This is a genomic window from Lysobacter sp. CC-YZS074 (genome assembly GCF_056739745.1).
Genome location: NZ_CP200301.1, coordinates 1,116,381 through 1,142,865, shown reverse-complemented (window position 1 = coordinate 1,142,865; position 26,485 = coordinate 1,116,381). Strand labels below are relative to the sequence as shown.

Sequence of the window (26,485 nt, the reverse complement as noted above, 5' to 3'; positions counted from 1 at the left end):
GTCCCCCCTACCGAACATCCCGCAACATGCCGACGCCCGTCACCCTCGCCGCGCCACCGCCGATTACGCCGGTACGCGCGCCGCCGCTTCCGGAGATGCATCCTGGTGCCCTGCTCGGCCGGACGGTGGCGATCCTGGTCGCTCGGGGCGTGGACGCGGGACAGGTGGAAGCGGTGCAGATCCGGATCCGCCGCGCCGGCGGCCATGTCGACCTGGTCGCGCCATCGCTCGGTGTCATCGAAACCCCGCGCGGTTCGACCCTGATGCCGGACGGCACCTTCACCACCCGCTCGCCGCTGGAGTACGACGCGCTGGTGGTGCCCGGCGGCGACCTCTCGCGCCTGCGTGCGGACGGTGCGGCGATCGCCTTCGTCGCCCGCGCCTACCTGCGTGCCACCCCGATCGGGCTGATCGGCGACGGCGCCGACCTGCTGCGCGGTGTCGCGCTGCCCGCCACGCCCGACGGCGAGAACGTGGTCGCGAACGGCACCGCCGTGGTGCGCGCCAACGCGGCCTGCCCCGGCTTCATCGAAGCGCTCGCCGCGCGGATGGCCGCCACCGCGCCCGACACGCCCGACGCGGACCCCGACCCCGGCGCCCACGCCCACCGCATCGCGAGCTGACACCCCGCTCACGCATACTGGGGGCATGAGCCCGCATGCCCCCGTTTCGCCCGGTGTCGCCCACGGATCGCCGCTCGATGCGGTGGCGTCCGCCGCCGGCCCGCTGGACACCGACACCCTCGCCCCGCAACCGCTGGAGCACGCCACCGCGTTGCCGGCACGCTTCTACGTCGAGCCGCACATGGCCGCCGTCGACCGCCGGCTGGCGTTCGACCCCGGCTGGCAGCTGGTCGCCCACGTCTGCCAGCTTGCCGGCCCCGGCGACCACGTGGTGGCCGACCTCGCCGGACTCCCGGTGATCGCGGTGCGCGGCGCCGATGGCGACGGCGGCCCCGGCGACATCCGCGTCTTCCACAATGTCTGCCGCCACCGCGCCGGGCCGATCGCCAGCTGCGACGGACTGGCCGCGCGGTCGCTGCGCTGCCGCTACCACGGCTGGACCTACGGCCTGGACGGCGTACTGAAGTCCGCACCGGAAATGGGCGGCGCCCCCGACTTCCACGTCGGCGACGTGCGCCTGCCACGACTGGCGGTGCGGGTCTGGCAGGGGCTGGTGTTCGCCTGCGTCGACGCGGCACGTGCGCCGGATTTCGACGCCTTCGTCGAAGGCATCGACGCACGCCTCGGCGCCGACCGCGGGCTCGAGCGGTACGCCCACCACCACCGCATCGGCTACGACGTCGCCTGCAACTGGAAGGTCTACGTCGACAACTACCTGGAGGGCTACCACGTCCCCCACATCCACCCCGGCCTCAACAAGCTGCTCGACTACCGCAGCTACATCACCGAGACCGCGCGCTGGTACTCCTACCAGTGGAGCCCGCTGGAGGGCGGCGATACCTACGGCGACGGCGACGCGCTGTACTACTGGCTGTGGCCCAACACGATGCTCAACATCCTGCCCGGCCGCCTGCAGACCAACCGCGTGGTGCCGCTCGGCGTGGACCGCTGCCGGGTCGAGTTCGACTTCTACTACACAGCCGACGACAGCGGCGAAGCCCGCGCCCGGCGCGAGGCCGACCGCGCCTTCAGCGACGAAGTGCAGCTGGAGGACCTGACCATCTGCGAGGACGTCCAGCGCGGACTGGCATCGGGCTCCTACGCCCCCGGCCGGCTGAACCCGTTGCGCGAGAACGCCGTCCACCACTTCCACGAGCTGCTGCGGCGGGCGTATCGGGAAGCGTAGCGTCCCGCTCACGGCGTACCCGGCACCCTCCCCGCCGCCCTGTAGGAGCGACGTAAGTCGCGACCCACTGGCCCCACAACTGCGCCGCGATCCACGCGACACCGCGATCGCGCGACCGCACTTCCGCTACGGCCGAAGCCACTCCGCGATGCCGATTGTCAGTGGGTCGCGACTCACGTCGCTCCTACGTTGAACCGGCATCGGCCCACGCGTTTGCAGGCGCAGCCTGGGTTTTCCATGCTTGCGATTGATCGGGCTCTTGTAGGAGCGGCTTCAGCCGCGATCGTGGAATGGGCGCGGGCGGACGGTTGCCGGATCGCGGCTGAAGCCGCTCCTACAGAAGCCCGCGCAGCCGCATTGCCTGGCGAGCCTCCCGCGACATCGAGCGTCGGGCATGGGACATCGGGCGTCGCCATCGGGGATCGGACATGGACATCGACATCGACAACCGCAGTGACACCGACACCGACACCGACAACGGCAACGGCAACGGCAACGGCAACGACAACGAACATCGACGCCAATACCGCCGCCGGCACCGACACCGCCACCCTCAACCGCACCCCTCCTACATCGACTCCTCGGGCACCCGGGGCGCGGCGCCACCGTCGCGCCGCGCGGCGGCCGACGACACCACCGACTCCCACCGCCAGAACGCCCAGCCCACGGCGGTGAACAGCCCCGCCGCAATCGCCAGCCACAGTCCGCGGCTGCTCAGCCACGGTGAGATCACCCCGGCGATCACCGCGTTGCTCACCAGCGCGGTGAACGCCTGCAGCGACGACGCCGAGCCGCGCTGGCGCGGGTACATGTCGAGGATCGCCAGGGTCACGATCGGGAACACCAGCGCGATGCCGAACGCGGTCATGCTCATCGGGATCACCGCCCACGGCAGCTGCAGGGTGTCCGCCCACAGGTTGTAGGCGATGTTGAGCACCGCGGCCAGCGCCGACACGCCGAACCCGATGGACACCAGCCGCGCGCCGCTGATGCGCCCCGCGGCCCGGCCCGACAGCCACGCGCCCACGATCATCCCGCCGATGGTCGGCACGAAGAACCAGCCGAACTGGCGCTCGTCGAGGCCCAGCATGTCGAGCACGAACGCCGGCGCCGAGGCGATGTACAGGAACAGCGCGCCGAAGTTGAACGCCGCCGCCGCGGCCAGCCGCTGGAACCGGGTGTTGAGCAGGATGGCAAAGTAGTCGCGTGCCAGCCGCGCGGGCGCTACCTTCAGCCGCGCCTCCGGCGGATGGGTCTCCGGCAGCATCAGCCACGTGCCCGCCAGCAGCACCACCGAGAACGCCACCAGGAACCAGAAGATCGCCGGCCAGCGGCTCCACCCCAGGATCCAGCCGCCGATGATCGGCGCGATCGCCGGGGCGATGCCGAAGATCATCGACACCTGGCTCATCAGCCGCTGCGCATCGTCGCCGTGCAGCACGTCGCGGATCACCGCGCGCCCGACGATCAGGCCGACGCCGGCCGACAGCCCCTGCAGCGCGCGGAACGCCAGCAGCGTCGCGAGGTCCGGCGCCATCGCGCAGCCCACCGACGCCAGGGTGAACACCGCGAGTCCGCCGAGGATCACCCGGCGCCGGCCGATCGCGTCCGACAGCGGCCCGTGCACCACGCTCATCAGCGCGTAGGCGATCAGGTAGACGCTGATCGTCTGCTGCATCGCCAGCTTGTCGGCGCCCAGCTGCGCGCCCATCTGCGGGAACGCCGGGAAGATGGTGTCGATCGAGAACGGCCCGAACATCGCCAGCCCGCCCAGCAGCAGGGCGAGGCGGCGCAGCGAAATGGGCGGGGACGCGGAGGAAGCGGACATCAGGCGGCCTGCAGCCACGAAGGCGAAGGAGTCGGCATCGGGACGACGCGGCGAGGGTGGCGAAGGATAACAACCGCGCCGTCCCGGACCCGCCCTTCCTGCGGGGGATTCAGTGTCCCGCCCGGGGAGGCAAAGCGGTGCGGGCCCGCCCAGACCCCGCCCGTGCGCCCACCTGAACCGGCGTGGCCGGCCCGTTCAGCTCGCTTCTACGGCTTCACGCGTGCCTTTCGCGCGCCTTTCTATCGTCAGGGCTCCCCCAACACCGGAGGCAGACACGATGGCCCGCATCCCCGAGCAGCAGTACAACGACCACTTCCGCAACAACTACCAGCAGGCGAGCTACTACAACAACACCCGCAGCTGGGACGACTACGAGCCCGCTTACAAGTACGGCTACGACCAGTACGGCCAGCACAGCGGCCGCCAGTTCAACGAGGTCGAAAGCGACCTGGAGCGTGGCTGGGAAGCCACCAAGGCCAACTCCCGCATGGCCTGGAACGAGGCCAAGGAAGCGGTGCGCGACGGCTGGCACCACCTCGAGCGCGCCATGCCCGGTGACGCCGACCGCGACGGTCGCTGAGCCGTCCCCCAATCGCGATGCACGAAGGCCCCGCCTACGCGGGGCCTTTTTTGTGAGCGGCCTGCATGGCTCGCTACGGAATATTGCGGACCCTCACGCGCATCCTCCCGCGGCCGAGGTGTCCACCCGCAGCCTGACCTGCCCGCTGTCCAAGCCGGCTTCACCCGCGCGTCCGCCGGTCTGGTTCATCCTGCCCGGCACAGGGGCGCCTTCTCACCCGGGGCCTGCAAATCCACGCCGCCACGCGCGCGGCCCGACCAGGAACGCACCATGCAAGAAGGCGCAACGCACACCGACAAGGTGAGCAGCGGCATCGCCGGGCTCGACGAGGTGCTCGACGGCGGCTACACCGCCCATCGGTTGTACCTGCTCGAAGGCATTCCCGGCTCGGGCAAGACCACCATGGCGATGCAGTTCCTGCTCGAAGGTGTACGCCATGGCGAGAGCGTGCTGTACGTGACCCTGTCGGAAACCGCCGCCGAGCTGCGCGAGGCGGCGGCTTCGCACGGCTGGTCGCTGGACGGCATCCATATCCACGAGCTGCTGCCGATGGGCAACCAGCTCGACCCCGAATCGCAGTACACGATGTTCCATCCGTCGGAGGTGGAACTGGTCGACACCACCAAGCGCATGCTCGACCAGGTCGAGGAGATCCGGCCGGACCGGGTGGTGTTCGACTCGCTTGCCGAGATCCGCCTGCTCGCCGGGACCCTGCTGCGCTTCCGCCGCCAGGTACTCGCGCTCAAGCAGTACTTTGCCGGGCGCGGCACCACCGTGCTGCTGCTGGACGACCGCCAGGGCGTCGAGCACGGACTGCCGGTGCACACCATCGTCCACGGCTCGATCGAGCTGGACCAGATGCGCCCGGAGTACGGTGGCGACCGCCGCCGCCTGCGCGTGACCAAGTTGCGCGGCCGCGCCTTCCACGGCGGCAACCACGACTACGTCATCGAGACCGGCGGAATACAGGTCTATCCCCGGCTGGTCGCGGCGCAGCACCGCCAGGACGGCGCCAACGATGCCGTCAGCAGCCACCTGCCGGCCCTGGACGCCCTGCTCGGCGGCGGCCTCGACCGCGGCACCAGCACCCTGCTGCTCGGCGCGGCGGGTACCGGCAAGTCGTCGCTGGCCGCGCACTTCGTCATGGCCGCGGCGAAACGGGGCGAGCGCTCGGCGATGTTCCTGTTCGACGAGAGCCCGCGTGCGCTGTTCACCCGGTCGCGCGGCATCGGCCTGGACATCGAGGGCCAGGCGGCGGCCGGCGTCATCTCGGTGCAGCCGGTCGACCCGGCCGAACTCTCGCCCGGCGAGTTCATCCACCACATCCGCCAGGCGGTCGAACAGGACGGTGCCCGGGTCATCGTCATCGACAGCCTCAACGGCTATCTCAACGCCATGCCCGAAGAGCACTTCGTGCTGATCCAGCTGCACGAACTGCTGGCCTACCTGGGCCAGCTGGGCGTGGTGACCCTGCTGATCAACGCGCAGCAGGGCCTGATCGGGCAGATGTCCAACAACATCGACGTGAGCTACCTGGCCGACACCGTCGTGCTGTTGCGCTATTTCGAGGTCCGCGGCGAAGTGCGACAGGCGATGTCGGTGCTCAAGAAGCGCACCGGCGCCCACGAACGCACCATCCGGGAGCTCACCATGGGCGCGGACGGGCTCAGGCTCGGCGAGCCGCTGCGCCAGTTCCGCGGGGTGCTCACCGGCGTCCCACAGGAAAATGACGTCTCCGTTCCGACCCGGTCGGGCGACGAGTCCTCGTTCGGGCCGCCGCCGCAGTGAACATGCCCGTCCACGGGCAGGACGCCCAGCGCGTCCTGCTGCTGATGTCCACCGGGCGCGACGCCGCGCTGACCCGCGACATGCTGGCCCGCCATGGCATTGCCGCGCAGGTGTGCATCGACGCGGCTGCGCTGGGAAGGGAGGTGGTGGCAGGCAGCGGCGCAGTGATGGTGGCCGAGGAAACCCTGGGCGCCGACGTCCAGACCGCCTTGGCGCGGAGCCTGGAGCGCCAGTCGTCCTGGTCGGACCTGCCGGTACTGCTGCTGACCCACGGCGGCGCGGATTCCACCGTGGTCGGCGATGCGCTGGCGATGTTCAGCAACGTCACTCTGCTGGAACGGCCACTGCGGGTGGCGGCGCTGCTCAGCGCGGTACGCACCGCACTGCGCGCCCGTAACCGCCAGTACGAAATCCGCGACCAGATGCAGAAGCTGGAGCAGGCCCACGACGCCGAAGTGCTGGCATTGCGGCGCAAGGACGAATTCCTGGCGATGCTCGCGCACGAGCTGCGCAACCCGCTCGCGCCGATCAACAACGCCCTGCACGTGCTGGCGATCGACGACAGCGACCCGGAGCGGCGGGCGCAGCTGCGGGGCATGATGGAGCGTCAGGTCACCCACATGGTCCGGCTGGTCGATGACCTGCTGGAGGCCTCGCGGCTGTCGCGCGGCATGATCACCCTGCACCGCGAACCAGTGGACCTGCGCACCGCCCTGCACGGCGCGGTCGAACTGAGCCGGCCGCAGTTGCTGAAGGGCGGCTGCCGGGTGGAGATGGACCTGCCCGACACCGCGCTGGAGATCGATGCCGACCCGGTCCGCATCGCACAGGTGTTCGGCAACCTGCTCAACAACGCAGCCAAGTACGGGCGGCCCGGTGGCCGCGTCCACGTCACTGCCCGCGCCGGGCGGGACAATGCCGTGGTGGAGGTCAGCGATGACGGCCAGGGCATCGACCGCGAGCTGCTGCCGCGGGTGTTCGACCTGTTCACCCAGGGCGAGCGCCCCAGCGGCGGCGTCCGCGAGGGACTGGGCATCGGCCTGGCACTGGTGCGCAACCTGGTGGAACTGCACGGTGGCGGGGTCGAGGTACACAGCGACGGCAAAGACCTCGGGGCGCGCTTCACCGTGCGCCTGCCGCTGGCGCACCGGGACGTGGAGCGGACGTCGGAAGGCGCCGTCGAGTCCGGCCTGGCGCCGAACGCCGGCGAGGTCCGCACGCTGGTGGTCGACGACAACGTCGACTCCGCCCTGTCGCTGGCGCTGGTTCTCGAATCGCTGGGGCTGCACCCGCGCGTCGCCCACGAAGGGGCCGAGGCACTGCAGTGGGCCGAGCACGACCGCCCGCGACTGATCCTGCTCGACATCGGCATGCCGGGCATGGACGGCTACGAGGTCGCGCGCCGCATCCGCGCCGACCGGCGCTACGGCGACCCGGTGCTGGTCGCCGTCACCGGCTGGAGCCACCCGCGCGACCTGGAGCGCAGCCGGTCGGCCGGCTTCGACCACCACCTCACCAAGCCCGCGGACATCGCCCGCATCGAGCGGATCGTGGACGACATCAGGAGCGGCGCCGGCGGGCGGGGTAACGAGATGCGCGCCGCCGTCTAGCCGCCGGTGCCTGCACGCCGCCGATCACGCGTCGCGCGCCGCGGCCTCCGCCAACGGAAACAGCACCGACTCGCGCGGCGGATAGGCCAACACCACCACGCGGTCGCGGCCCAGGTGCTTGGCCTGGTACAGCGCGGTGTCGGCCGCATGCAGCAGGTCGGCCACCGGACGCCCCTGCACCGGCCTCACCGCGGCGATGCCGATGCTGACGCTGAGCGTGCCTGACTCGCTGCCGGCGTGTTCCAGCGCGAGCGCCGCCACGCCGGCGCGCAGCTGCTCGCCCATGTCGGCCAGCTGGCTGGCGGCCGGCTGGTGCCAGACCAGCACGAACTCCTCGCCGCCGTAGCGCGCCGCCAGGTCCAGCGGCCGCCGCGCCTCGCCGGCGACCAGCGCCGCGACGGCCTTCAACGCCGCATCGCCGGCACCGTGGCCGTAGCGGTCGTTGTAGCGCTTGAAGAAATCGACATCGACCATCGCCACGCCCAGGTCGCTCCCATCGCGCTGCGCCTGGCGCCACAGCTTGTCCAGCTGCGTGTTGAGCGCGCGGCGGTTGTAGAGCCCGGTCAGCCCGTCGCGCTCGGCCAGCTCGTTGAGCAGCGCGTGCACCAGGAACGTCGTGCGGGTGCTGTGCTCCAGGAAGTAGCCGCCGAGTGCGCCCACCGCGGTGGCCGCTCCCATGAAGACGACCTGGTACAGCCGCGCCGTCGGGTCCGGCTGCAGCGCCAGCTCCATCCCCACGAACGCCACCAGCGTCAGCCCCATCGCCAGCAGCGCGTGCCACCACTGCAGGCAGGCGATCAGGAACACGAACAGCGGCACCAGCAGGATGCCCTCGTACGGCAGCGCAAAGCCGTGCTGCAACGCCGCCCCGATGATCGCCACCGTGCCCAGCCCGCACGCGGTCGCCGCGACCAGCAGCACCGCCTGCAGGTGCCGTCGCCAGCCCGCTCGATAGCTGGCCCACAAGGCCGCCAGCAACGAGGCGACCACCCCCAGGCGGATCGGGATGGTCCACGCCCAGACCGCGGCGGGCACCGTGGTGAAGTCGATCAGCACGAACGCGAGGAACAGCGCGATGGCCACGTATCCCGCCCAGCGCACCCGCGACAGGTGCGCGGCGCCATGGAAGCGCTGGAACTCGCACTCCAGCGGGCGCTCGAAGCGCAGCCGCCGGTAACCGACCTGCAGCGCATGGCGGTACGGCGACTGGCGGGTGCAGCCCAACAGCGCGGGATCGATGTGCAGCATCTGGAGTGGCGGAACGCCGGCCCTGCCCAAGCGGCAGTGCGGAACGCGTGCCGTCCCACCGGTTATCGGCCGGCGCCGCGCGAACTGGAGCACGCGGTCGATCGCGGCCGCCCAAAACGAAAGACCCCGCAGTGCGGGGCCTTCGTCGGTGCGCGTTGCGCGGCTAAGCGGACGGCGGCCGCGCGTGCCGACGCCGGTCAGCCGCCGGCGAGCCCGCCGCCCATCCGGCCCGGCAACGCGCCGTCGTCCTTCACCGCATCGGGGTCTTCCAGATCGCCGACCTCGCGGTCCATGCCGCCCTTCTGCGCCGGCTCCGCCGGCGGTGCGCCCGGCACCGGGTCCTGACGGTTGCCGGTGCGTTCCGGCGTGGCCGGGATGGCGGAGTCGCGTTCTTCCTGGTCGCCCATGGCTGTGTCCTCGGGGTGGGGACGTCCAGCCTAGGCGCTGCGCGGTGAAAGCCGTATGCGGGCTCCTGTCGGCGGCTACCCGGCGTCCCTGGCGCGCTCGACCCGGAAGTCGATCGGCTTGTAGCGGAAGTTGTTGGACTGCCCGGCCGAGCACGAGGTCATCGCCACCACCAGCGGCATCTCCGCGCGCAGGCGCAGATGCGCGCCGGGCTTGCTCTTGGGCGGCAGTACCTTGATCTCGCCGCTGTCGCCGTCCACCGCCACGTGCATGAAGATGTTGAACGCGATCGGCACCCGGTCGCGGGTGATACCCCACGGCGCCAGCGCCATCGCCAGGTTGCCCTCGCAGCCAGGGCGCCCCTCGGCCTCGCCGTAGAGCTTCTCGAACATCTCCTTCGAGCAGGGCGTCAGGGTGAAGTCGTGGCGGCCGCAGGTATCCTCCAACAGGGTGAACATCGGCCGGCTGCGGTTGGAATACAGCAAGTCGCCCGTGGTCAGGAACAAACGCGAGGCGTAGTCGATCGAGCGCCCCGACGACAGGTACTCGGCCATGTCCTCGCGGTTGAAAGCCACCAGGTCGCTGACCTGCTCGCCCTCCGGGTCGATCACCAGCAGCTCGTCGCCGGGCGCCAGTTCGACCGCCTTCGCCGAACACGGCGGGATGCGCACCACCGCCCCGGTCATGCGCTGCTCCTTGCGTGGAAGGGGCAACGCCAGTCCGCCTCGACTGCGCGGCCGCTGTACTGCCGCGCCTCCGAGGCCTCGCCGTAGTCGGACAGGTTGGGATTGATCGAGCCCTGCAGCGCGACGTCCCGCACGCGGGTGGCCTGCTGCATCTTGGCGAAGCGGCCGTCTTCGCGGAGGCGGTTGAACTGGCGGTGCGAATTGAACACCAGCGCCGGCGTCGAGAACCGGCGCGCCAAGCGCGAACTGCCCGGGTGCAGGCCAATGACGAAGAACGGATGCCCGGCCAGGCTCATGCTGAACCGTGGGCTGGCCGGATTACGGTCGATGTCCGGCGCCCATGGCGTGCCGCGCGCCAAGTCCAGCTCATGCAGCCGCTGCAGCTGGTTCCACAACTGCCGCTCGAAGGCCGCCTCGTCCATCGACCGCGGGCCGCGGAACAGCGCCACCAGCGAGTCCACGTCCGCATCTTCCCCGTCGTTGGCGTCGAGATGGCGCGCGAAAGCGGCCAACGCGTCCAGCAGCGGCACATCGTTGGACACATCGCCCAGCGGCGCCAGCTCCAACGCACGCAGCCGGTCGCGTGCCAATGCCAGCTTGGAGCCCACGCAGGGAAAGTCGTCGGAAGCGATGAAGTCGCGGAATCGGGACTCGAGGGCGCCAGCTGGGGTCGGCTTGCGGGCGTGCGGGGTGCAGGTTGCCCCGGTGTCCAAAACGTGCGCGTGTTGCATCCAGGCTCCGGCGAGGGGTCCTCGCAAGGTGATGCGATCACGCTACGCAGCGGCTTGCGCAAGCAGGGTGCAGGCGAGGCGAAGCCTGCGTGAAATGTTCAGTCGGCACGCCTCCGGGGTGGGTCGCATCCACCGCCGGCTCAGTTCTCCTCCGAAGGAGGCCCAAGTCAAACAGCCACCCCGAAATGGAACCGCCTATGACAATTGGGACAGAGCGCTTTCGCGTTCTCCACCGTGTCTTCTCCACCTGTGGAGAGCATCACGGTGTGATGCACCTCCAGATAGGGGGTTCCGTTCTTCGCGCGTAAAAAGGGAGCCGGCTCGGCACAGTTCTCACACCTGCCGCCCGCGCGCAACAGAACTTCAGCTACGACGTCGGGATTCCGCTTGAAGGCACGGCTGATCACCTGAACCACCGGGGGTACTGTCGGTGCAGCTGCGAGCCTCTTCTTTCGCGCCGCCGCGTCATCTGCGAGCGATCGCCCTATTCCGTCAACTAACTCCTGGTCGATCTGTTCAAGTACACGTGTTTCATGGCTGCCCAGCCATCCGGGCGGCTCATCCACGTAAGACCATCCACCCGCCCTAGATCGCTTTCTTAGCGGGGTGCGATCACTCAGTTTGATGAGGCATGACACTGCATATGCATTCGGCACCTCTCTGAGGCCCCGAATGGCAATCAGATTGAAGCCGTCGCCATCGCTTTCGCCGAGATGCAGGCCGCCCTCATTCGGTTGGTGGATACGGAAGTGCGCATTGAGGCTTTCGATCCGGGCGGGGTGGATGTCGCGCTTATCCTCCCACCCAATTACTTCCGCTTCATAAGAGACGAGGCCGAGGGATTTGGTGACTGACATAAGCAAGCGCACCGGCGCCTCGGTCGTCGGCGGATCTGTTCGGAAATCCCGCATGACGCTGCGCTTGTACGGCTGGAGGTAGCACACCAGACCCGGTTCCGCGGCTTGGGCTGCCAGAACCTCCTCAAGCACTGCTTCGTAAACGCCATTCAAGTAAACGGCCATCCGCACCTCCCCAAAACCACGACGAGTTCCCACACCGGTTCAATGTGCGCTAAGCCGCAGCGCGCTGATTGATTCTTTCGAGAATGCTGAAGAGCTGGTCGGCGTCGGAAATGCCGAACGCCCCTTCGACGCCTTCGTAGTGGATCGCGGTGAACGGCGGCTCGTACAGCAGGCCGGGAGCCATCACGCCGCTCCGGGTCAGGTGGTCGATCACCATCTCGACGAAGCGGATCTGCCGGGTGGAGTAGCGGTTCCCATCGAGGAACTGCGCGAACGCCTCTTTGGCGGCATTGCGGTCCAGTCCCACCAGCGAGCGGATGAACACCGTCAGCGGGCGCTCGCTGCCGTAGTGCTTCTCGAACGCCTCGCGCCCGCCCACCACCTCGGCGCCGTAGACAAAGCGCTCCAACTCCTCCAGGTCGGTTGGCGTCAGCGGTTTGTTGTGCCGCAGCTTGGCGATGGCGATGTGGTTCTCGTTGGCACGGATGTACGCCTCGACCTTGCGCTTGTACTGGGCCAAGTTGATGCCGGTGCTGAAGCTATCCAGCACCACCTCGCTGGCTTCGCCGATCTCGTCGGTCAGCACCGTATAGACCGGGTCGTGCGAGCGCGGCTCGATGAAGCGGACCAGCCCGCGGATCTTCCGCCGCACCGACTCGATCATCGGCAGCGTGATGTCCTGCCAGAACGCCTCGGTCTGCAGCTCGTGGATCAGCGCCATCTGCTCGCGCACCATCGGGATCGCTTCGCGCGTCTGCAGTCCCGCGGCGATCTCGATCACCCGGTCGCGGTAATTGATGAAGTCGCCTGACGCGTTGACCAGCGCCACCTGCAGGCTCACGCAGATCAGGTCGAACAGCTTTGCCGTGATGTGTTCGGGTTCCTGCTGGCTCGGCAGGCCGGCGACGTGCTCGCGCAGCTCCACCAGCGAGGTCTCGCCCAGGCCGTCCCACTGCTCACGCCCGGTGAAACGGGTGACGTGCTCCAGCTGCGTGCGGACGATGAAGTTGTCGAGGTTCATCGCCGCCACTTCACCGTGCAGCTGGTCAATCACCCCGCTGCGCAAGGAGGCCAACCCGTCATAGCGGGCAGCACCATCCGCAGCGGTCTTTTCAGCGCTATCGGCCGGCAACAGCGACAGCAACTCCAGCCGCCGCTTGAACAGGCGCTTGCCCAACGGTTCGGTCACCGACGAGGCGGCGCCGGCCGGGTGCTCGTTGAAGTACTCGAAGTTCTGGCAGAAATCGAAGACCAGGAACTCCTCCTTGTCCTCTCCCGGTCCGAACAGGTCGGGGCGCAGCCGTGTACCGCGCCCGATCATCTGCAGGAACTTCACCTTCGATCGCACGGCCTTGAAGAACACGAGGTTCACCACCTCGGGCACGTCGATGCCGGTGTCCAGCATGTCCACCGACACCGCGATCTGCGGCAGGTTGCCCGCCAGGCTGAAGTCGTCGATCAGGCTCTGCGCGTACCTCACCGAGTGGGTGATCACCCGCGCGAACTCGCCGTTGTACAGCGGGTAGTGGTGGTCGAAGCGTTTGGCGATGAATTCGGCGTGCCGCTGGTTCACCGCAAAGATGATCGTCTTGCCCAGCCTGTCGCCGCCCTCGACCTTGAGCCCGTGCTCCATCAGGTGCTTGAGCATCAGGTCGACCGTGTCCTCGTTGAACAGCCGCCTGTTGACCTCCGCCGCGTGCACTTCGTCCGGCGGTCCGTCGTGGTCGCCCCAGTCCAGCGATTCCCAATGCTCCTTCTCATCGTCCGGCAGCTCGTCGTAACGGATGCCCTCGCGCAGGAACCGGATCGGCACCGAACTCGCCTTCGGTGGCACCAGGTAGCCGTCATCCACCGCCTCGTCCAGCCCGTAGGCGTCGGTCGGCACGCCGGTTTCCAGCCCGAACAGGTGGTAGGTGTCGCGGTCCACCTCGTCGCGCGGGGTCGCGGTCAGGCCGACCAGATAGCTGTCGAAGTAACGGAAGATCGCTCCGTACTTCTGGTACACGCTGCGGTGGGCCTCGTCGATGATCACCAGGTCGAAGTGGCCGACGCCGTACTTGCGGCGGTCGCCCTCCATCTGCTCGATCAGGCCCATCATCGTCGGGTAGGTGGACAGGAACACCCGCCCCTCCCCGTCCTTCTCGGTGACCAGGTTCACCGGGCTGGAGTTCGGCAGATGCGCCTTGAAGGCGTTAGCCGCCTGCTTGACCAGTGCCACCCGGTCGGCGAGGAACAGCACCCGCTTGACCCAGTTGGCGCGCATCAGCACATCCACCAGCGCGATCGCGGTGCGGGTCTTGCCGGTGCCCGTCGCCATCGTCAACAGGCCGGCGCGGCGGCCGGAGACCAGCGCTTCGGCCATCGCCCGGATCGCGCGGATCTGGTACTCGCGGCCGGCGATGTCCCGGTTCACCGCCAGCGTGCGCGGGTCCTGCTGCAGACCGCGTCGCTGGATCGCCAGCTCCAGTTCGTCACGGGTGTAGAAGCCCTGCACTTCGCGCGGCGGCGCGCGGCGGTCGTCCCACAGCCAAGTGCGATGGCCGTTGGTGTAGAAGATCAGCGGGCGCTGGCCCTTCATCCGCTCCATGCAGTCCGCATAAAGCCTGGCCTGCTGCCGGCCCACGTCCGGGTCGCTGAAGCTGCGCTTGGCCTCCACCACCGCCAGCGGCTTGCCGTCGCGACCCCACAGCACGTAATCGACGAAGCCCTCGCCCTGCTGGTTGGGCATGCCGGTGACCGGCACCTCGGCCGACGCATTGGCGCCGAGCTCCCAGCCCGCCTCCCGCAGCAGCACGTCGATGAAGAACCGGCGGGTGTCGGCCTCGTTGTAGTCGTGCGCGTCCGGCACCGCGATGTTGGCCGCCTTGGCCTCGGCCAGTTGCTGGCGCACCTGCGCGAGCTTCGCGTCCAACTCGGCAATCGCCGCCTCACGCTCGGCCAGCGTCGCGGCGGTCTCGGCGATGCGCGCCTCACGCGCTTCCAGCTCGCCGTGCTGGGCCTCGATCTGCTGGCGGAACTTCGCTTCCTGCTTTTCCAGCTCCTCGCGGGTAAAGGCCACCGCCTCGTCGGCGCGGACCAGCTGCGGGATCTTCCGCTCGTCCCACTCCGCATCGATGCTCTTGGGGTCGCTGGCGCGGGTGTAGGTGCGTGCCAGCCAGAACAGCACGTGGAACAGCTCGCGCACCAGCCGCCGGGCATCGCCACTGCCGACCGGGTGGTTGCCGTGCACGGCCTGGTTGCCGAGCTTCTGGATCAGCCGCGCCTTCTGGTGGATGTGCGGCGGCAGCAACTGCTCGAACGCCGGCTGCGTCAGCAGCACGCCCAGGCCGTTGTCGTACGGCATGCGTAGCGTCACGTCGTGCGCGTACAGCCAGTGCACCGCCTGCTCCAGTGCATGGCGGGTGCGCATGCAGCAGGCGCGCGGGTCGGAATACACCAGTTGCTCGGCGCCCCGGGCGGGCTCCTGGAGCGGTTTGAACTCGAACTGCAGAAACCCGAAGTTGCTCACCGCTCCCCCTTACAGGACTTCCCAGTGCCCACCCTTCTTCGGGCCAACATAGCGGAGCCGCCCCTCGGCCTGCAGCCGGGCGGCGGCGCGCTCCACCGTGCGTGCGGAGCACCCGAGGCCCTGCGCCACGTCGGCGAGGGTCAGTTCCGGTTGCCGGCGCAGCAGCGCCAGCACCCGTTCGGGCGTGCCCGGCGGCTTTTCCACCGACACTTCTACCGTCGTTTGTGCCGACACTTCACTGGCGATGGCCTCGTCGAGGCTGTCGGCAATGGCCTGCAGCATGAACTCGATAAAGCCGGTGCAATCGCTGCGCGCATCGGCCTGCGCCAGTTGCGCGTAGTAGTCCTGCTGGCGGTGGCGGATCACCGTTTCCACCGGCAGCCACGCCAGCATCGGCTGCCAGCGCGACAGGATCAGCGTCTGCCACAGCCGCCCCATGCGGCCGTTGCCGTCGCTGAAGGGGTGGATGAACTCGAAGTCGTAGTGGAACGCGGCCGAGGCCACCAGCGGGTGGGCATCGGTCGCGCGCAGCCAGCCCAGCAGGTTCTTGACCAGCCGCGCCACCTGCGCGGCCGGCGGCGCCATGTGCAGCAGCCGGTCGCCGCGCCAGATGCCAACGTCACCGCCGCGCAGCGCGCCGGGGTGGTCCACCAGCCCCGCCATCAACAGCCCGTGGGCCTGCAGCAGGTCGTCCAGCCGGTGCGGCTGCCAGTGTTCCATCGCCTCGTAGGCGGCAAAGGCGTTGCGTACCTCGTGGATTTCCTTCGGCGAGCCGAGCACCGGCTTGCCGGCCAACACCGCGGTGACCTGTTCGACGCTGAGGGTGTTCTGCTCGATGGCCAGCGACGCCTGCAGCGTGCGGATGCGGTTGCTGCGCCGCAGGGCGGGCACCAGCGTGTCGCGGTTGGCCGCCTTCCACGCGCCCAGCCGCTCGGCAATGTCCGCCACCAGGGCGGTCATGCGGTGGGTCAGGTGGAACGGTGGCTGGTAGGCGGGCATCGGTCAGAGGGTGCCGGTGAAGGCGCGGTGTTGAAGGCTGCCGAAGAGGGTTTCGAATTGGTCCGCCTGCCGCACTAGCCGCTGCATTTGTACCTCGATCATCTTAATAGCCTGGGAAAAAGCCGCCTGCATATTTCTTGGAGGTATTGGAATCTCCACCCCACTGACCAATTCGATATTCAAGTTCTTGACAGTTGCACCGGGGGCCCGCCGGGCGAACTCGGTGTAGATCGACGGCGATGACAACGTGCTATGCAAGTAATCCTGACTGGTGCGTGCGTCTTTCGGGGAAAGGACGAGCCATCCATCGTGAATGCAGCCCGAAGTACGAAGGATGTAAGGCCGCCCAAAGCTCATCGAATTGGTCAGAAGGAAATCTCCTGGGTGCACCTGCCGCGATCGACTCACCCCTTCCTTGCGAATCCGCTTCCGTGTGCCATCGATGTACTTGGAACCTTCAACCGTGTCCCCGATCATGATCCAGTTGATCCCGTCGGGTGAGTCCGTGATGTACGCATCGATCGGACGTGGTGAACCACCTCTTGCGATATCAAAGAGGCTTGCAAGTGACTCCTTGGGCCACTTCTTTGGATTCGAGACGGGATCGCCGAACATGTCGAGGAACACGGACTGCAGCAGCTGGTCGAGCTTGGCGATGCCTTTGCGGCGCTTGGCGTGCAGCGCGTCGGCCTTGTCCAGGATCGCCGCGATGCGGCGCTGCTCAGCTAGCGCTGGCAGCGGGATTTCGATATCGCGAAGTTGCTTGACCGACAGATGCTTGACCGTAACAAACGGAGTTCGATCTTCGATAACCTTGAGTGCGCGTGGGAGGAATCTAACTAAATACTCCTGACTCAGCCGATTGTCTGACGCCTTTACCTTGCAAACTCGCTGGTTTAAGAGCGCTCTTCCTCCGCGCCAGATTCCGAGGTTGAATTCGCCATCCATGCCTACAAGAGCATCTCCATCAGCGACGGCAAATTCCTCGCGATAAGAACCTGAGTAGAACGTTTCTGATGTGCCGTCAGCCACGTCGCGAATTCGAATGAGTGGAAGCCCATTGCCCTCGGTGTTGAATAGTTCCGACCTGAAGGCGAAGCCACTAACAACGCTTGCGATCTCGCCCAAGGCAACTCTGGCGATGCTCACGAGATCATCTCCTCCAACTCTTCCATCCCCCGCAGGATCTCCGCCTCCAGCACCTTCAGCTCGGCAAGGATCTTTGCCGGCGGGTCGTACTCCACCGTCTCGTGCACCACCTCCTTGTAGCGGTTAATCGACAGGTCGTAGTCCTTGCCGGCGATTTCCGCCTTCGGCACCAGGAAGCTTTGCTCGGTGCGGGCGCGCTCCTTCTCGCCATCGCGGTGCCGCCAGCGCGCGAGCACGTCCGGCAGGTTGTTGCTTTCGTGCTTGGTCGCATCCAGCGCGTTGCGCTTGTCGTCCAGCGAGTAGCCGTCGGCCTGCATGTCGTAGAACCAGACGCCGTCGGTGCCGCCCGAGTCGGTCCGGGTGAACAGCAGGATCGCGGTGGACACGCCGGCATATGGACGGAACACGCCCGACGGCATCGACACGATGCCGTCCAGCTTCTGCTCCTCCACCAGCATCCGCCGCAGCGCCTTGTGCGCCTTGCTCGACCCGAACAGCACGCCGTCGGGCACGATCACCGCAGCGCGGCCGCCGGGCTTGAGCAGGCGCAGGAACAGCGCGAGGAACAGCAGCTCGGTCTTCTTGGTCTTGACGATCTGCTGCAGGTCCTTGGCCGTGCTCTCGTAATCCAGCGACCCGGCAAACGGCGGGTTGGCGAGGATCAGGCTGAACTGCCCGGCGACGCCGGCATGCCCCTCGCTGAGCGAGTCGCGGTTCTCGATGGCCGGGTTTTCCACGCCATGCAGCAGCATGTTCATCGAGCCGACCCGCAGCATGGTGCTGTCGAAGTCGAAGCCGTGGAAGGTGTCGTGGTTGAACCGGCGCGCCGCCTCGGGCGTGGCGTAGATCTCGTCGCGGTAGTGCGCGTCGAGATGTTCGGCGGCGGCGACGAGGAAGCCGGCGGTGCCGCAGGCCGGGTCGCAGATGGTGTCGGACGGCTTGGGCGCCATCATCTCGACCATCAGCTTGATGATGTGCCGCGGGGTACGGAACTGCCCGTTCTGGCCGGCGCTGGCGATCTTGCCGAGCATGTACTCGTACAGGTCGCCCTTGGTGTCGCGGTCGTCCATCGGGATCGCGTCGAGCATGTCCACCACCTTGGCCAGCAGCGCCGGCGTGGGAATGGTGAAGCGCGCGTCCTTCATGTGGGTGGCGTAGGTGGAGTCCGCCTCGCCCAGGGTCTTGATGAAGGGGAAGACCCGGTTGGCCACCACGTCGTACATGGCGGCGGCGTCGCCCATCTGCTTGAACACCGACCAGCGCAGGTTCTGCTGTTGGCTGTTGAAGATCGCCCCCTCGATCTCGCGATTGAGGCGGTTGGCCTTCTTCTCCTTCGCGGTGTGCAGCTCGTCCAGCCGCTTGATGAAAAGCAGGTAGGTCATCTGCTCGATGACCTCCATCGGGTTGGCGATGCCGCCCGCCCAGAAGGCGTTCCAGATGCTGTCGACCTGGGTCTTGATGGTGCCGGTGATCATGAATTCAGCCTTGCATAATGGAATGAGCCCGCCTCACGCAAGACGGGCCGCAACTTCTGGATCGCAGCCCTACAGATCCACGAAGTCTTCTGCCGTGACCTCCTGCGTGCCAGCCAGCATGTCCTTGGAGAGTTCGCGCTTATTTGCCAATAGCGCGGACAAGCGCTGCTCGAATGACTCGAAGCCGTCGCCGACCACCGTGGGGCAGTAGACATGGACATCCTTGGTCTGGCCTATGCGATAAGCGCGGTCCGTCGCCTGGTCTTCCTTCGCCGGGTTCCAGGGCCTCGTGTAGTGGATGACATGGTTGGCCGCCTGGATGTTCACGCCAAAGCCAACCGCGGTGGTGGACAGAATGATGACCCCGAACCCCGGCTCCGCCTGAAACTTGTCGATCAGCCCTTGGCGGGACTCTTCACTGCGTGGGTCGACCGTTGTGCCCCCGTTGATGATCTGTGCCGAATAGGCGAAGCGCTCCGCAACCGCGCGTTGGACGAGACGCTGGAGATCACGGAACTCGGTGAAGACGATGGCTTTCTCTCCCTTGCGACGGATCTCAGCGAGCCTCTGGAGCAGCCAATCCAACTTTGGCGAGCTCGCAAGATGCTCAGCCAGTGGCCGCGTCTCGTGCAGATCGGTTGCCATCGCAAGCGGATTCGCACAGATCATCCTGAGCTTGGCGAGCAGCGCCAGAATCTGGGTCCCGGCCCCACCTGCTCCACTGTCACGTGCCGCCCGGTACTCGGCGACTGCGGCTGCGTACAGCTTGGTCTGGATAGGCGACATCGGTATCGCAACGCTTGAAGCGTCGGCATGCTCGCCCTCCACCTTTGCTGGCAGCCCTTGATGTACCTCGGTCTTCATCCGGCGCAACACCCAAGGGCGTGTGGACGCCCTCAACTGTTCGATCAACTCGTCGTGGCCGTCGGCACGCGCTTCAATGGTTCGCCGATACGCCTTGGTGAACTCATTGAGCGATCCGAGGTGCCCCGGCTGGAAGAAGTCGAACAGGCACCAAAGATCCGCGAGCGAGTTCTCCACTGGTGTGCCGGTGCAAGCGACCCTGAAGTCGGCACGAAGCGCCTTGGCAGCTTGCGTCACGAACGCCGCGGGATTCTTTATCTTCTGTGCCTCGTCGCAGACGACGATCCCCCAACCGACCCGCGCAAGCGAGAACTCGTAGTCCCGCAGGGTCTCGTACGTGGTCAGTACCACTTTGTAGCCTGACTCGAAGCCGGAACGCAGCAGTTTCCTGAGCCCGGCGTTTGACAGTGCCGGCTCGATAGCCTCGGCACCAAGGCGCAGCTCGCCCAGAGCCGGCCCATACAGACTCAAAACAGTGTCCGGGTCCCAGCCCAGAAACTTTCGGATCTCCAGCTTCCAGTTCTCAAGCAATGACACCGGCGCGACGATGAGACACGGCTTAGCGATCTCCCGAAGTTCGTCGTGCCAAGCAATCAGGCACAGCGACTGGAGGGTCTTGCCCAACCCCATGTCATCGGCGAGAAGACATCCCGCCATTCCGTCAGCCTGCAACCCGTAGCGATGTTGTAGCCACGCGAGGCCGTCTTGCTGATGCGGAAGCAACCCCACCTCGGGGCGCAAAGCAGCGGGCAACTCCGGATTCTTGTGCGGTAGCGCATCGAACCCACCAACCGCCGCCGACACGTAGTCGAGATTTTCAATGTTGTGGTAGATCTGAAGTATCGGCTGCTTACCGGCGTTTCGCGGGTCCGCACTCAACGCAGGGGACTGCTTCCTGCCGATCGATATCTCAGCGGCCTTGAATGTGTCGATCAGTTGCTGTGCGCGCTTTGCGGACACCTTGAGATCTGAATTGGGCAACGCAACCTCGGCTGCCCCACTGCTGTCAGCGCGGTCAACCCGTTTTTGTAGCTCCGCCACGTCTGTACTGGAAAGGGCGAGCTGCTCGATCCCGCCGGTCTGTGTACTTACCGCAGCGATGCCTAATTGGACGTTCTCCGGAACCCAGCCCGCTTCCGTTGTCTTCTTGGCAACATAGGGAACCGTCTGGACGCTGCCATCAAAGCCGATCACTCGATCGCTGTACGCCTCCAGGTTCATCACCTCGGCAAACGAGAGTGATGCAGTGGCCATGTTGGCGGCTACCCATACGGCTAGCTGGGCGAGGGCGGCATCCGTTGTGGGGCCAAACTCAATCTCGTAGCCGTCCCAGTGGAACAACGGCAGTCCGTTGGCGCGCGAGCGTGCAGATTGGGCGAGAAGGGTCTTTGCAGTTTCCGCCGAGACGGGCTTTGCAACCACCTCGTCGGACTCCAGCAATGGGATCAGCTCGAGGGTCGGAGAATCGCCGCTCGCGACGCCCGCGAACGCCAATCTGTACGGAAGTAGATCCGCTTCCCGCCTTGCGCGAATCAGAGCCTCCTCGTCCAGGGCCTCACGCGCTTCATCTCCAAGGACGGCGAACGGATTGTGTGCAAAAAGGCGCGCTTGCTCGGAGGACACACGGCGGCCCGGCATCGCTTTGATGGCGCCCAGCGCAGTCGCGACGGCAGGACTTGGCGAAATGTGCAACAAGCTGCCGTCCTTCTGGACGACGTCGTATCTGGCCCTGACCGAATCGTAGCGATCGAAGCCTTCGACGAAATCCCCCGCGACACCCTCAAGACGCGGCGTGACTTCGACCACTGGCACGCCAACCGACTGGACGCGGCTCAGATCGAGCGACAGCCGCTGCGGCGACACTACCTGAGTCCTTTGCAGATAGTCATCCAGCACCGCATCTGCCACGACGGCCAAGGATCGGATCACGCCGAGCGCATGCATACGCTGTTCGGCAGACATTGCTGCCGACTCGTCTGCGAAGGAGGTGATCCTTTCGCACAGGTGCCAGGCTTGGGTCGACAGCAGCCGGCTGTCCGTTCCCGCTCCGATCACTGCGCCATCACGTTCCAGTGTCCGACGGCCCAGCTTGGGGGACTGCCACGCAACCACCGCCACAGTGAATTCCACGTCCGAAGGCGTACCGCGCGATTCCAGAACTGGCACCCAATCGCCCAAAGGAGGCAATCGCAACAATCGGAGGCTGTCGGCATGCGCTTCCTCTCGCTCCAATTCGAAGTAGGAGGCCCATGGGATCAGGACAGCATCACCTTCGCACGTCGCGAACCCCTCGTTGACCAATTGCCCGAGATATGCAGCCAGCGGTCTGTGTTCGGCCGACACGCCATGCGGGGCAACCCACCACTTCTGCGCCGAATGCGGAAACGAAAACCTCGCGCCTCTTCGCAGAAACTCGTGACTCAACTCAGGCGTCGAACGACTCCCCCAAGGCAGTTTCATGGCAGGTAGAAGCCCTCTTTCTCTGCTTTGTACTTCATGCCCAGCGCACGAAGCCGAGCTCCAGTGCCCGGCTCAGCCGGGTATGCCCATAGCGCACCGCCTTTCGGTCGGTGATCGGCAATCCGCACGTTCAGTTTGCGAAGCGCTTCAAGCACTTCATCGTGGCCGATCGGCGCGCTCGATCCACCCCGGCGCGGGGCATGCCCGAGAGGTACCGACGACGTTCTTGCGCCGTGCCGCACAACCCCAGCCCCTCTATGCCGAACGGTGGACCCAAGAGCTCCAGAGTTGTAGGCGTCAGGAGCTATCCCGACCCTTCGGAGTTCATGTAGAAACTTCTCTTCCCACAATTGATGTCCGTCCTGATGGGTCATCCTTCGGCGGTCTACTTTGGGCTTCAGCTCGTAGATCGAATAGCTTCTACGGCCAAGTTCCAGCGTTGATCCGGAAATCGGGAACCCGTAGCACGCGTGCCCCGTCTCCGAGAACTCGATGAACAGCCAGCCGCCAATCTGCATCAAGATCGCGTTGTTGGTGGCCGGGCCAGACGTAAGCTCCCCGATCCGCCCACGCTTCTTCTGTATGAAATTGCGAGTATCTCGATCCCTGCTGGTCATGAGGTACCTGCCGAGCAGGATCTGGGTGTAACCCATTTGCTCCTTGAAGCGGAGCCAGAACTGAAGCCGGCGGTCATCAACCTGGTGATTGCCCTGGCACAGGCGATAGAAGTCCTCGAGGTCCTCCTGCGCCAGCCATCCGCAGACCATCTGCCGTGCATCCTCCCCGGCGAGTGTCCATAGATGGTTGACGTTCAACTGCGGACTGCCCCATGCATCCAGCGCGTACTCCATGAGGGGCACGTGGCGTGAGCGATCACCACATTCGGTGAATCGCCTGAGGATCGCCGACAGGATATGATCTCGCGAGTTGGGTATACGCGAAGGCAAGGACAGCAGATGCGCGAGGCTGTCCTTGAACTCCGGCTCGCCTAGTGCGGCAATGTGTTGAAGGGCGGTATCGCGTAGTTCAACCCAGAACCAGCTGGCGTCTGGCAGATCGACTCCGTCGACCAGGTCGTCAAGTTCATTTGACGAGCCGGACACCAACTCGCCGGCGTACGGCCCACATGGGGACTCGCCCAACAATCCTCGATGGCGAAGCGCGCTGGACAACCAAAGCGCAGTCGTACGTCGACCTTCGATCAGCGCATCCAAGGACCGGATCAACAGGCTTCGTAGGCGATCGCATCTTTCGCTCTTCGCCGCCTGCAGATAGGAGCGGAACAGCCCCCGCCAATGAAATGGCGCCAGTTCGCCGCGCGAGGCCGCCCGCTCCCAATACGCCAAAAGCCCATCCGCAAGCGGGGACTCGAGAATAGTGTTGCCCCCAAGGATGCGCACGGGCTGTGCAAATGCGTGCGCCAGTACGAACAACTGACGTCGATTGGGTTCTGCTTGACCACCAAGTGCTTTGACTGCCGCTTCCACCCGATCCTGCGTAACAAGATTGGATTGGCCATGGCCAAATCGCGCCCGCACCCGCTCCACCGATTTGAGCAATTCGTGCGGCGGCCGCACGGCCCCAGGGCCGTGCAGAAGCGACCCAAGGTGCGCCTCCAGCATTTGTTCAACCGATTGCGACAGCCTCATAGCAACATGCAACGATCATCGGGGCCTGACACAAAGGAAAGCCTGTCGCTCGTCCCCTCTTCCCTCTCGTCTTGCCCATAGAACTGCAGGCGCAATTCGACGCGGCGACTTGCATCCTTGCTTTGCTTCGCATTGTTGAAGGACACGCCACCCGCGAGGAATAAATCCCTTACCCGTTGCAGTTGCTCCGGTGTCAGCTCCAAATCGGCATTCCTGCGCGGGTCCAACAGCATGCACATCACCCACTCCGAGCGTTGCAGGCTTAAATGCAGGTTGTAGAGGTACGACCCGTCCGTATCGGTAAAGCCCTCGATAACGACCTGCTTGAACCATTTCCGACCGAGTTCGCTGTCCGCCGCGCGCAGGACTACCGGCACCAGCTCTGCCAAGGACTTGCCTGCCTCGGGGGAAAGACGGTATTCGTTGTGGCCGAAGCGCCCCGCCTCTCCAAAACTGATGCGATTGTCAGTGCAGTCGACATTGATGTGTGGATGCGACCGGAACGACGATGCCAATCCATTGCAGAGCTGCGTGATCTGCTCGGCCCTGACCACCTCAAGCGCCTTCTCCTGCTGCACCTCACGCGTGATCGCGACCATGGTGACCGCCATCGCCGCAAGGAAGAGCGTCATCATTGCGGTCATCAGGTCGGCGTAAGAGATCCAGAAGGGCTTTTCACCTTCGGCCCTCCCGCGGCCCCGCCGCCACCCAATGGCGCCCAGCACGGTCAGGCTCTCGTCTCGACTGCTACTTCGGCCAACTCTTCCAGCGCAGATCTAAGCATGCCGACTGCGTCGCCCAACTGCTTCTGGTACTCCGCCAAGTGCTGTGACAGGACTTTGGAAACGCTGTTGCCGAACGAATCGACGTTCTGCGCCAGCGCATCACGAACTTCTTCCGACAGAGATGCCAACTCGAGGCCAGCGGTTCGCGATTGCTCGGTCATGGCCTTCAGATCTGTCAGGAGCTGCTTTCGCACATCAGCCTCGGTGCTCGCGACCTGAGCGACGGTTTCGAGCCGTGCGGTCGTGCCTCCCAAGGTAGTCGTTGCAGTAACAAGCGATTGGCTGGCGGTACCAAGCACCCCCGAACTCTGGGTTAGCTGTTGTGCCGACTGGAGCAGGCCGGATTGCATGCCCGCCATCTGGGCTGTGAGGTTCGCGAGGCGTTCCGTTGCCTGATGGACCGCGGCGACAGCGCTCGTAACCGCCGCAGCCCCCTCGCCCATCCCGGCGATCGCATCATTGGAGACCTGCCCCAGAGAAGTTATCGCCTGGGCGGTTGCTTGCGCGGATTGCTCGTTGGCCTGAGTCAGCGAGGCCACTCTCGACTCCATGGCATTTGCGACCTCGGTCATCGCCGATCGAGTGCCGCTCGCCATGGATTCCTGATGCTCGGCCAGCCGCCCCACTGTCGCTTCGACACGTTCCAGAAGCCCGGCGGTATTGCTGCTGATCACTTCCGATTGCTGACGCTGATGATTCGCCATGGAATCGATCAAGTCGCGAACAGCGACCTGCATGCCAGCAGTGGATTCGTGGCTGGCACGCTGCATATCTCCGACCAACGACCGCATTGCCGTTTCGACCTGCGTCATCGATTGCGCCGTCTGCTGCATCAGCCCACTCAGATCTCCTAGCTGCCCTCCAAGCGTCTCGCGCATCTGCACCATGAAAGCGCTCATGAGATTCTCCAACACAGCGCTGGTTGCGTTGGTTTGCTGCCCGCTGGCTTGCCGAACCGTTTCGGCCAGGGTGGCCAAGGGCTCTTTGAGGCTACCTTCGATGCTGCGTCCCAAATCCGCAGAGAGTTGATGGGTCGCCTGGATCTGTCGCTCGGTCAGGTTGGTCAGCAGGACCTTGAGGTCATCGACCATGCTCTCTTTGAGCTGGCGTGTCTGTGTGGCGTTCTCTTGGGACGCCTGCAACAGTCCCGATAGATATTCCTCACCAACACCCGCTCGGAACAGGGCATCGAGAGCGTTGGTGATCTCGCCGACCCACTTTGCGCACGACGAGTACAGCCACTTCTCAACGAGAGTGACCGCCATAGCAACGCCAATGGCGGCAGCAGAAAAGAGGAACGCTTCTTGGACGTGCCCGAAGAGCTGGGCAAGCCCAACCTTGAGGGCCTCCGTTTCCACGTCGGGCTTGAATCCCAGCAGGCCCTGAATCAGCCCCGTGAACGTGCCGACGATGCCCAAACCGGTGAACAGTCCGGGCAGATGCCGGAAGTATTCGGCACCAATGCGCGGGTCTACCGTTGTCTCGAGATTGATGAAGGCCTCGGCAGGCAAGGTCGCTCGGACATCCCTTACCCGTCGCGTTCCTCCCACGAGTTCATATTGCTCGTGCAGGGTGTCATCGAACTCCCGCCAAGCATGGTCGACGTGTGTTCCGGCAAAGAGGGTTCTCAGTTCGCCTCGCAGCTCTTGTGCAGGCCGTCCTGCCAAGGTCCCTATACGCCGCGCGATCCGCTTCAATTGGCGGCGCAAGCGCACCCCGCGGGTCACGTACTGCCAGACGAAATGCAGCAGCAGCCCGATGGACACCAGGCTGAGCCCACCAATGAACACGTTGCCCGTGAAATGGGCCCACAGTGCTTGCATCTCTCTTCCCCCTGCCGCCCCCTGCACGCCCCTTAGAGCGGCGAACTGCCATTCTAAGCGCTCTGG

Annotated in this window: 19 protein-coding genes; 5 read left to right on the top strand and 14 right to left on the bottom strand. The window is 65.9% G+C overall.

The features are described from left to right. Positions 1–26 precede the first annotated feature (26 nt). Both U8331_RS05050 and U8331_RS05045 read left to right on the top strand, forming a co-directional pair. Positions 27–623, top strand: coding sequence for a DJ-1/PfpI family protein (locus tag U8331_RS05050; protein ID WP_481132520.1), 597 nt, complete (start codon positions 27–29; stop codon positions 621–623). 25 nt (positions 624–648) lie between these two features. Then, positions 649–1,809, top strand: a complete 1,161-nt coding sequence (locus tag U8331_RS05045; RefSeq protein ID WP_481132519.1) for an aromatic ring-hydroxylating oxygenase subunit alpha — start codon at positions 649–651, stop codon at positions 1,807–1,809. A gap of 568 nt (positions 1,810–2,377) precedes the next feature. On the opposite strand, the gene U8331_RS05040 is transcribed toward U8331_RS05045, so the two are convergent. Further along, a complete protein-coding gene (locus U8331_RS05040) occupies positions 2,378–3,637 on the bottom strand; it encodes a multidrug effflux MFS transporter (protein ID WP_481132518.1) in 1,260 nt (419 codons plus the stop codon). A 277-nt stretch (positions 3,638–3,914) separates the two neighbouring features. On the opposite strand from U8331_RS05040, the gene U8331_RS05035 reads away from it, so the two are divergent. From U8331_RS05035 to U8331_RS05025, 3 genes are all read left to right on the top strand, one after another. Next, the gene (locus U8331_RS05035; protein ID WP_481132517.1) at positions 3,915–4,217 is read left to right on the top strand and encodes a hypothetical protein; all 303 of its coding nucleotides are present in this window, start codon (positions 3,915–3,917) and stop codon (positions 4,215–4,217) included. Between the two features lie 270 nt (positions 4,218–4,487). Next, positions 4,488–6,005, top strand: a complete 1,518-nt coding sequence (locus U8331_RS05030) for an ATPase domain-containing protein (RefSeq protein ID WP_481132516.1) — start codon at positions 4,488–4,490, stop codon at positions 6,003–6,005. A gap of 2 nt (positions 6,006–6,007) precedes the next feature. Beyond that, positions 6,008–7,615: an ATP-binding protein gene (locus U8331_RS05025; RefSeq protein ID WP_481132515.1), complete on the top strand. Its 1,608-nt coding sequence runs from the start codon at positions 6,008–6,010 to the stop codon at positions 7,613–7,615. 24 nt (positions 7,616–7,639) lie between these two features. Here the strand turns inward: U8331_RS05025 and U8331_RS05020 are convergent, their stop codons facing one another. The 13 genes from U8331_RS05020 to zorA form a co-directional block, all read right to left on the bottom strand. Continuing rightward, complete coding sequence (locus tag U8331_RS05020) at positions 7,640–8,863, bottom strand: diguanylate cyclase (RefSeq protein ID WP_481132514.1); 1,224 nt, start codon at positions 8,861–8,863, stop codon at positions 7,640–7,642. A 197-nt stretch (positions 8,864–9,060) separates the two neighbouring features. Then, positions 9,061–9,270, bottom strand: coding sequence for a hypothetical protein (locus U8331_RS05015; protein WP_481132513.1), 210 nt, complete (start codon positions 9,268–9,270; stop codon positions 9,061–9,063). A gap of 75 nt (positions 9,271–9,345) precedes the next feature. Next, a complete protein-coding gene (locus U8331_RS05010) occupies positions 9,346–9,954 on the bottom strand; it encodes a DUF1989 domain-containing protein (RefSeq protein WP_481132512.1) in 609 nt (202 codons plus the stop codon). Next, positions 9,951–10,685, bottom strand: coding sequence for a guanitoxin biosynthesis heme-dependent pre-guanitoxin N-hydroxylase GntA (gene gntA / locus U8331_RS05005; RefSeq protein WP_481132511.1), 735 nt, complete (start codon positions 10,683–10,685; stop codon positions 9,951–9,953). Before gntA ends, U8331_RS05010 begins: the two co-directional genes overlap by 4 nt. A gap of 167 nt (positions 10,686–10,852) precedes the next feature. Beyond that, positions 10,853–11,707, bottom strand: coding sequence for an HNH endonuclease (locus U8331_RS05000; RefSeq protein WP_481132510.1), 855 nt, complete (start codon positions 11,705–11,707; stop codon positions 10,853–10,855). A gap of 49 nt (positions 11,708–11,756) precedes the next feature. Beyond that, the gene (locus U8331_RS04995; RefSeq protein ID WP_481132509.1) at positions 11,757–15,215 is read right to left on the bottom strand and encodes a DEAD/DEAH box helicase family protein; all 3,459 of its coding nucleotides are present in this window, start codon (positions 15,213–15,215) and stop codon (positions 11,757–11,759) included. Positions 15,216–15,224: 9 nt separating this feature from the next. Beyond that, positions 15,225–16,214 carry a Fic family protein gene (locus U8331_RS04990; protein WP_481132508.1) on the bottom strand — a complete coding sequence of 330 codons (990 nt, stop codon included), beginning with the start codon at positions 16,212–16,214 and terminating at the stop codon, positions 15,225–15,227. A 3-nt stretch (positions 16,215–16,217) separates the two neighbouring features. Further along, the gene (locus tag U8331_RS04985; protein WP_481132507.1) at positions 16,218–17,363 is read right to left on the bottom strand and encodes a restriction endonuclease subunit S; all 1,146 of its coding nucleotides are present in this window, start codon (positions 17,361–17,363) and stop codon (positions 16,218–16,220) included. Then, the gene (locus U8331_RS04980; protein ID WP_481132506.1) at positions 17,360–18,838 is read right to left on the bottom strand and encodes a type I restriction-modification system subunit M; all 1,479 of its coding nucleotides are present in this window, start codon (positions 18,836–18,838) and stop codon (positions 17,360–17,362) included. Before U8331_RS04980 ends, U8331_RS04985 begins: the two co-directional genes overlap by 4 nt. 69 nt (positions 18,839–18,907) lie before the next feature. Next, a complete protein-coding gene (locus U8331_RS04975) occupies positions 18,908–22,045 on the bottom strand; it encodes a DEAD/DEAH box helicase (protein ID WP_481132505.1) in 3,138 nt (1,045 codons plus the stop codon). A gap of 113 nt (positions 22,046–22,158) precedes the next feature. Further along, positions 22,159–23,811, bottom strand: coding sequence for an EH signature domain-containing protein (locus U8331_RS04970; protein ID WP_481132504.1), 1,653 nt, complete (start codon positions 23,809–23,811; stop codon positions 22,159–22,161). Further along, the gene (locus tag U8331_RS04965; RefSeq protein ID WP_481132503.1) at positions 23,808–24,536 is read right to left on the bottom strand and encodes a flagellar motor protein MotB; all 729 of its coding nucleotides are present in this window, start codon (positions 24,534–24,536) and stop codon (positions 23,808–23,810) included. Before U8331_RS04965 ends, U8331_RS04970 begins: the two co-directional genes overlap by 4 nt. A 2-nt stretch (positions 24,537–24,538) precedes the next feature. After that, positions 24,539–26,419: an anti-phage ZorAB system protein ZorA gene (gene zorA, locus U8331_RS04960; protein WP_481132502.1), complete on the bottom strand. Its 1,881-nt coding sequence runs from the start codon at positions 26,417–26,419 to the stop codon at positions 24,539–24,541. Positions 26,420–26,485: the final 66 nt, after the last annotated feature.

Excerpts from the sequence above, each read along its gene's own strand:
- U8331_RS05000 (WP_481132510.1), bottom strand. The coding sequence starts at position 11,707 with ATGGCCGTTTACTTGAATGGCGTTTACGAAGCAGTGCTTGAGGAGGTT.
- U8331_RS04980 (WP_481132506.1), bottom strand. The coding sequence starts at position 18,838 with ATGATCACCGGCACCATCAAGACCCAGGTCGACAGCATCTGGAACGCC.
- U8331_RS05035 (WP_481132517.1), top strand. The coding sequence starts at position 3,915 with ATGGCCCGCATCCCCGAGCAGCAGTACAACGACCACTTCCGCAACAAC.
- U8331_RS05050 (WP_481132520.1), top strand. The coding sequence starts at position 27 with ATGCCGACGCCCGTCACCCTCGCCGCGCCACCGCCGATTACGCCGGTA.
- gntA (WP_481132511.1), bottom strand. The coding sequence starts at position 10,685 with ATGCAACACGCGCACGTTTTGGACACCGGGGCAACCTGCACCCCGCAC.
- U8331_RS05045 (WP_481132519.1), top strand. The coding sequence starts at position 649 with ATGAGCCCGCATGCCCCCGTTTCGCCCGGTGTCGCCCACGGATCGCCG.
- U8331_RS05025 (WP_481132515.1), top strand. The coding sequence starts at position 6,008 with ATGCCCGTCCACGGGCAGGACGCCCAGCGCGTCCTGCTGCTGATGTCC.
- U8331_RS04990 (WP_481132508.1), bottom strand. The coding sequence starts at position 16,214 with ATGCCCGCCTACCAGCCACCGTTCCACCTGACCCACCGCATGACCGCC.
- zorA (WP_481132502.1), bottom strand. The coding sequence starts at position 26,419 with ATGCAAGCACTGTGGGCCCATTTCACGGGCAACGTGTTCATTGGTGGG.
- U8331_RS05040 (WP_481132518.1), bottom strand. The coding sequence starts at position 3,637 with ATGTCCGCTTCCTCCGCGTCCCCGCCCATTTCGCTGCGCCGCCTCGCC.
- U8331_RS05020 (WP_481132514.1), bottom strand. The coding sequence starts at position 8,863 with ATGCTGCACATCGATCCCGCGCTGTTGGGCTGCACCCGCCAGTCGCCG.
- U8331_RS05015 (WP_481132513.1), bottom strand. The coding sequence starts at position 9,270 with ATGGGCGACCAGGAAGAACGCGACTCCGCCATCCCGGCCACGCCGGAA.
- U8331_RS05010 (WP_481132512.1), bottom strand. The coding sequence starts at position 9,954 with ATGACCGGGGCGGTGGTGCGCATCCCGCCGTGTTCGGCGAAGGCGGTC.
- U8331_RS05030 (WP_481132516.1), top strand. The coding sequence starts at position 4,488 with ATGCAAGAAGGCGCAACGCACACCGACAAGGTGAGCAGCGGCATCGCC.
- U8331_RS04970 (WP_481132504.1), bottom strand. The coding sequence starts at position 23,811 with ATGAGGCTGTCGCAATCGGTTGAACAAATGCTGGAGGCGCACCTTGGG.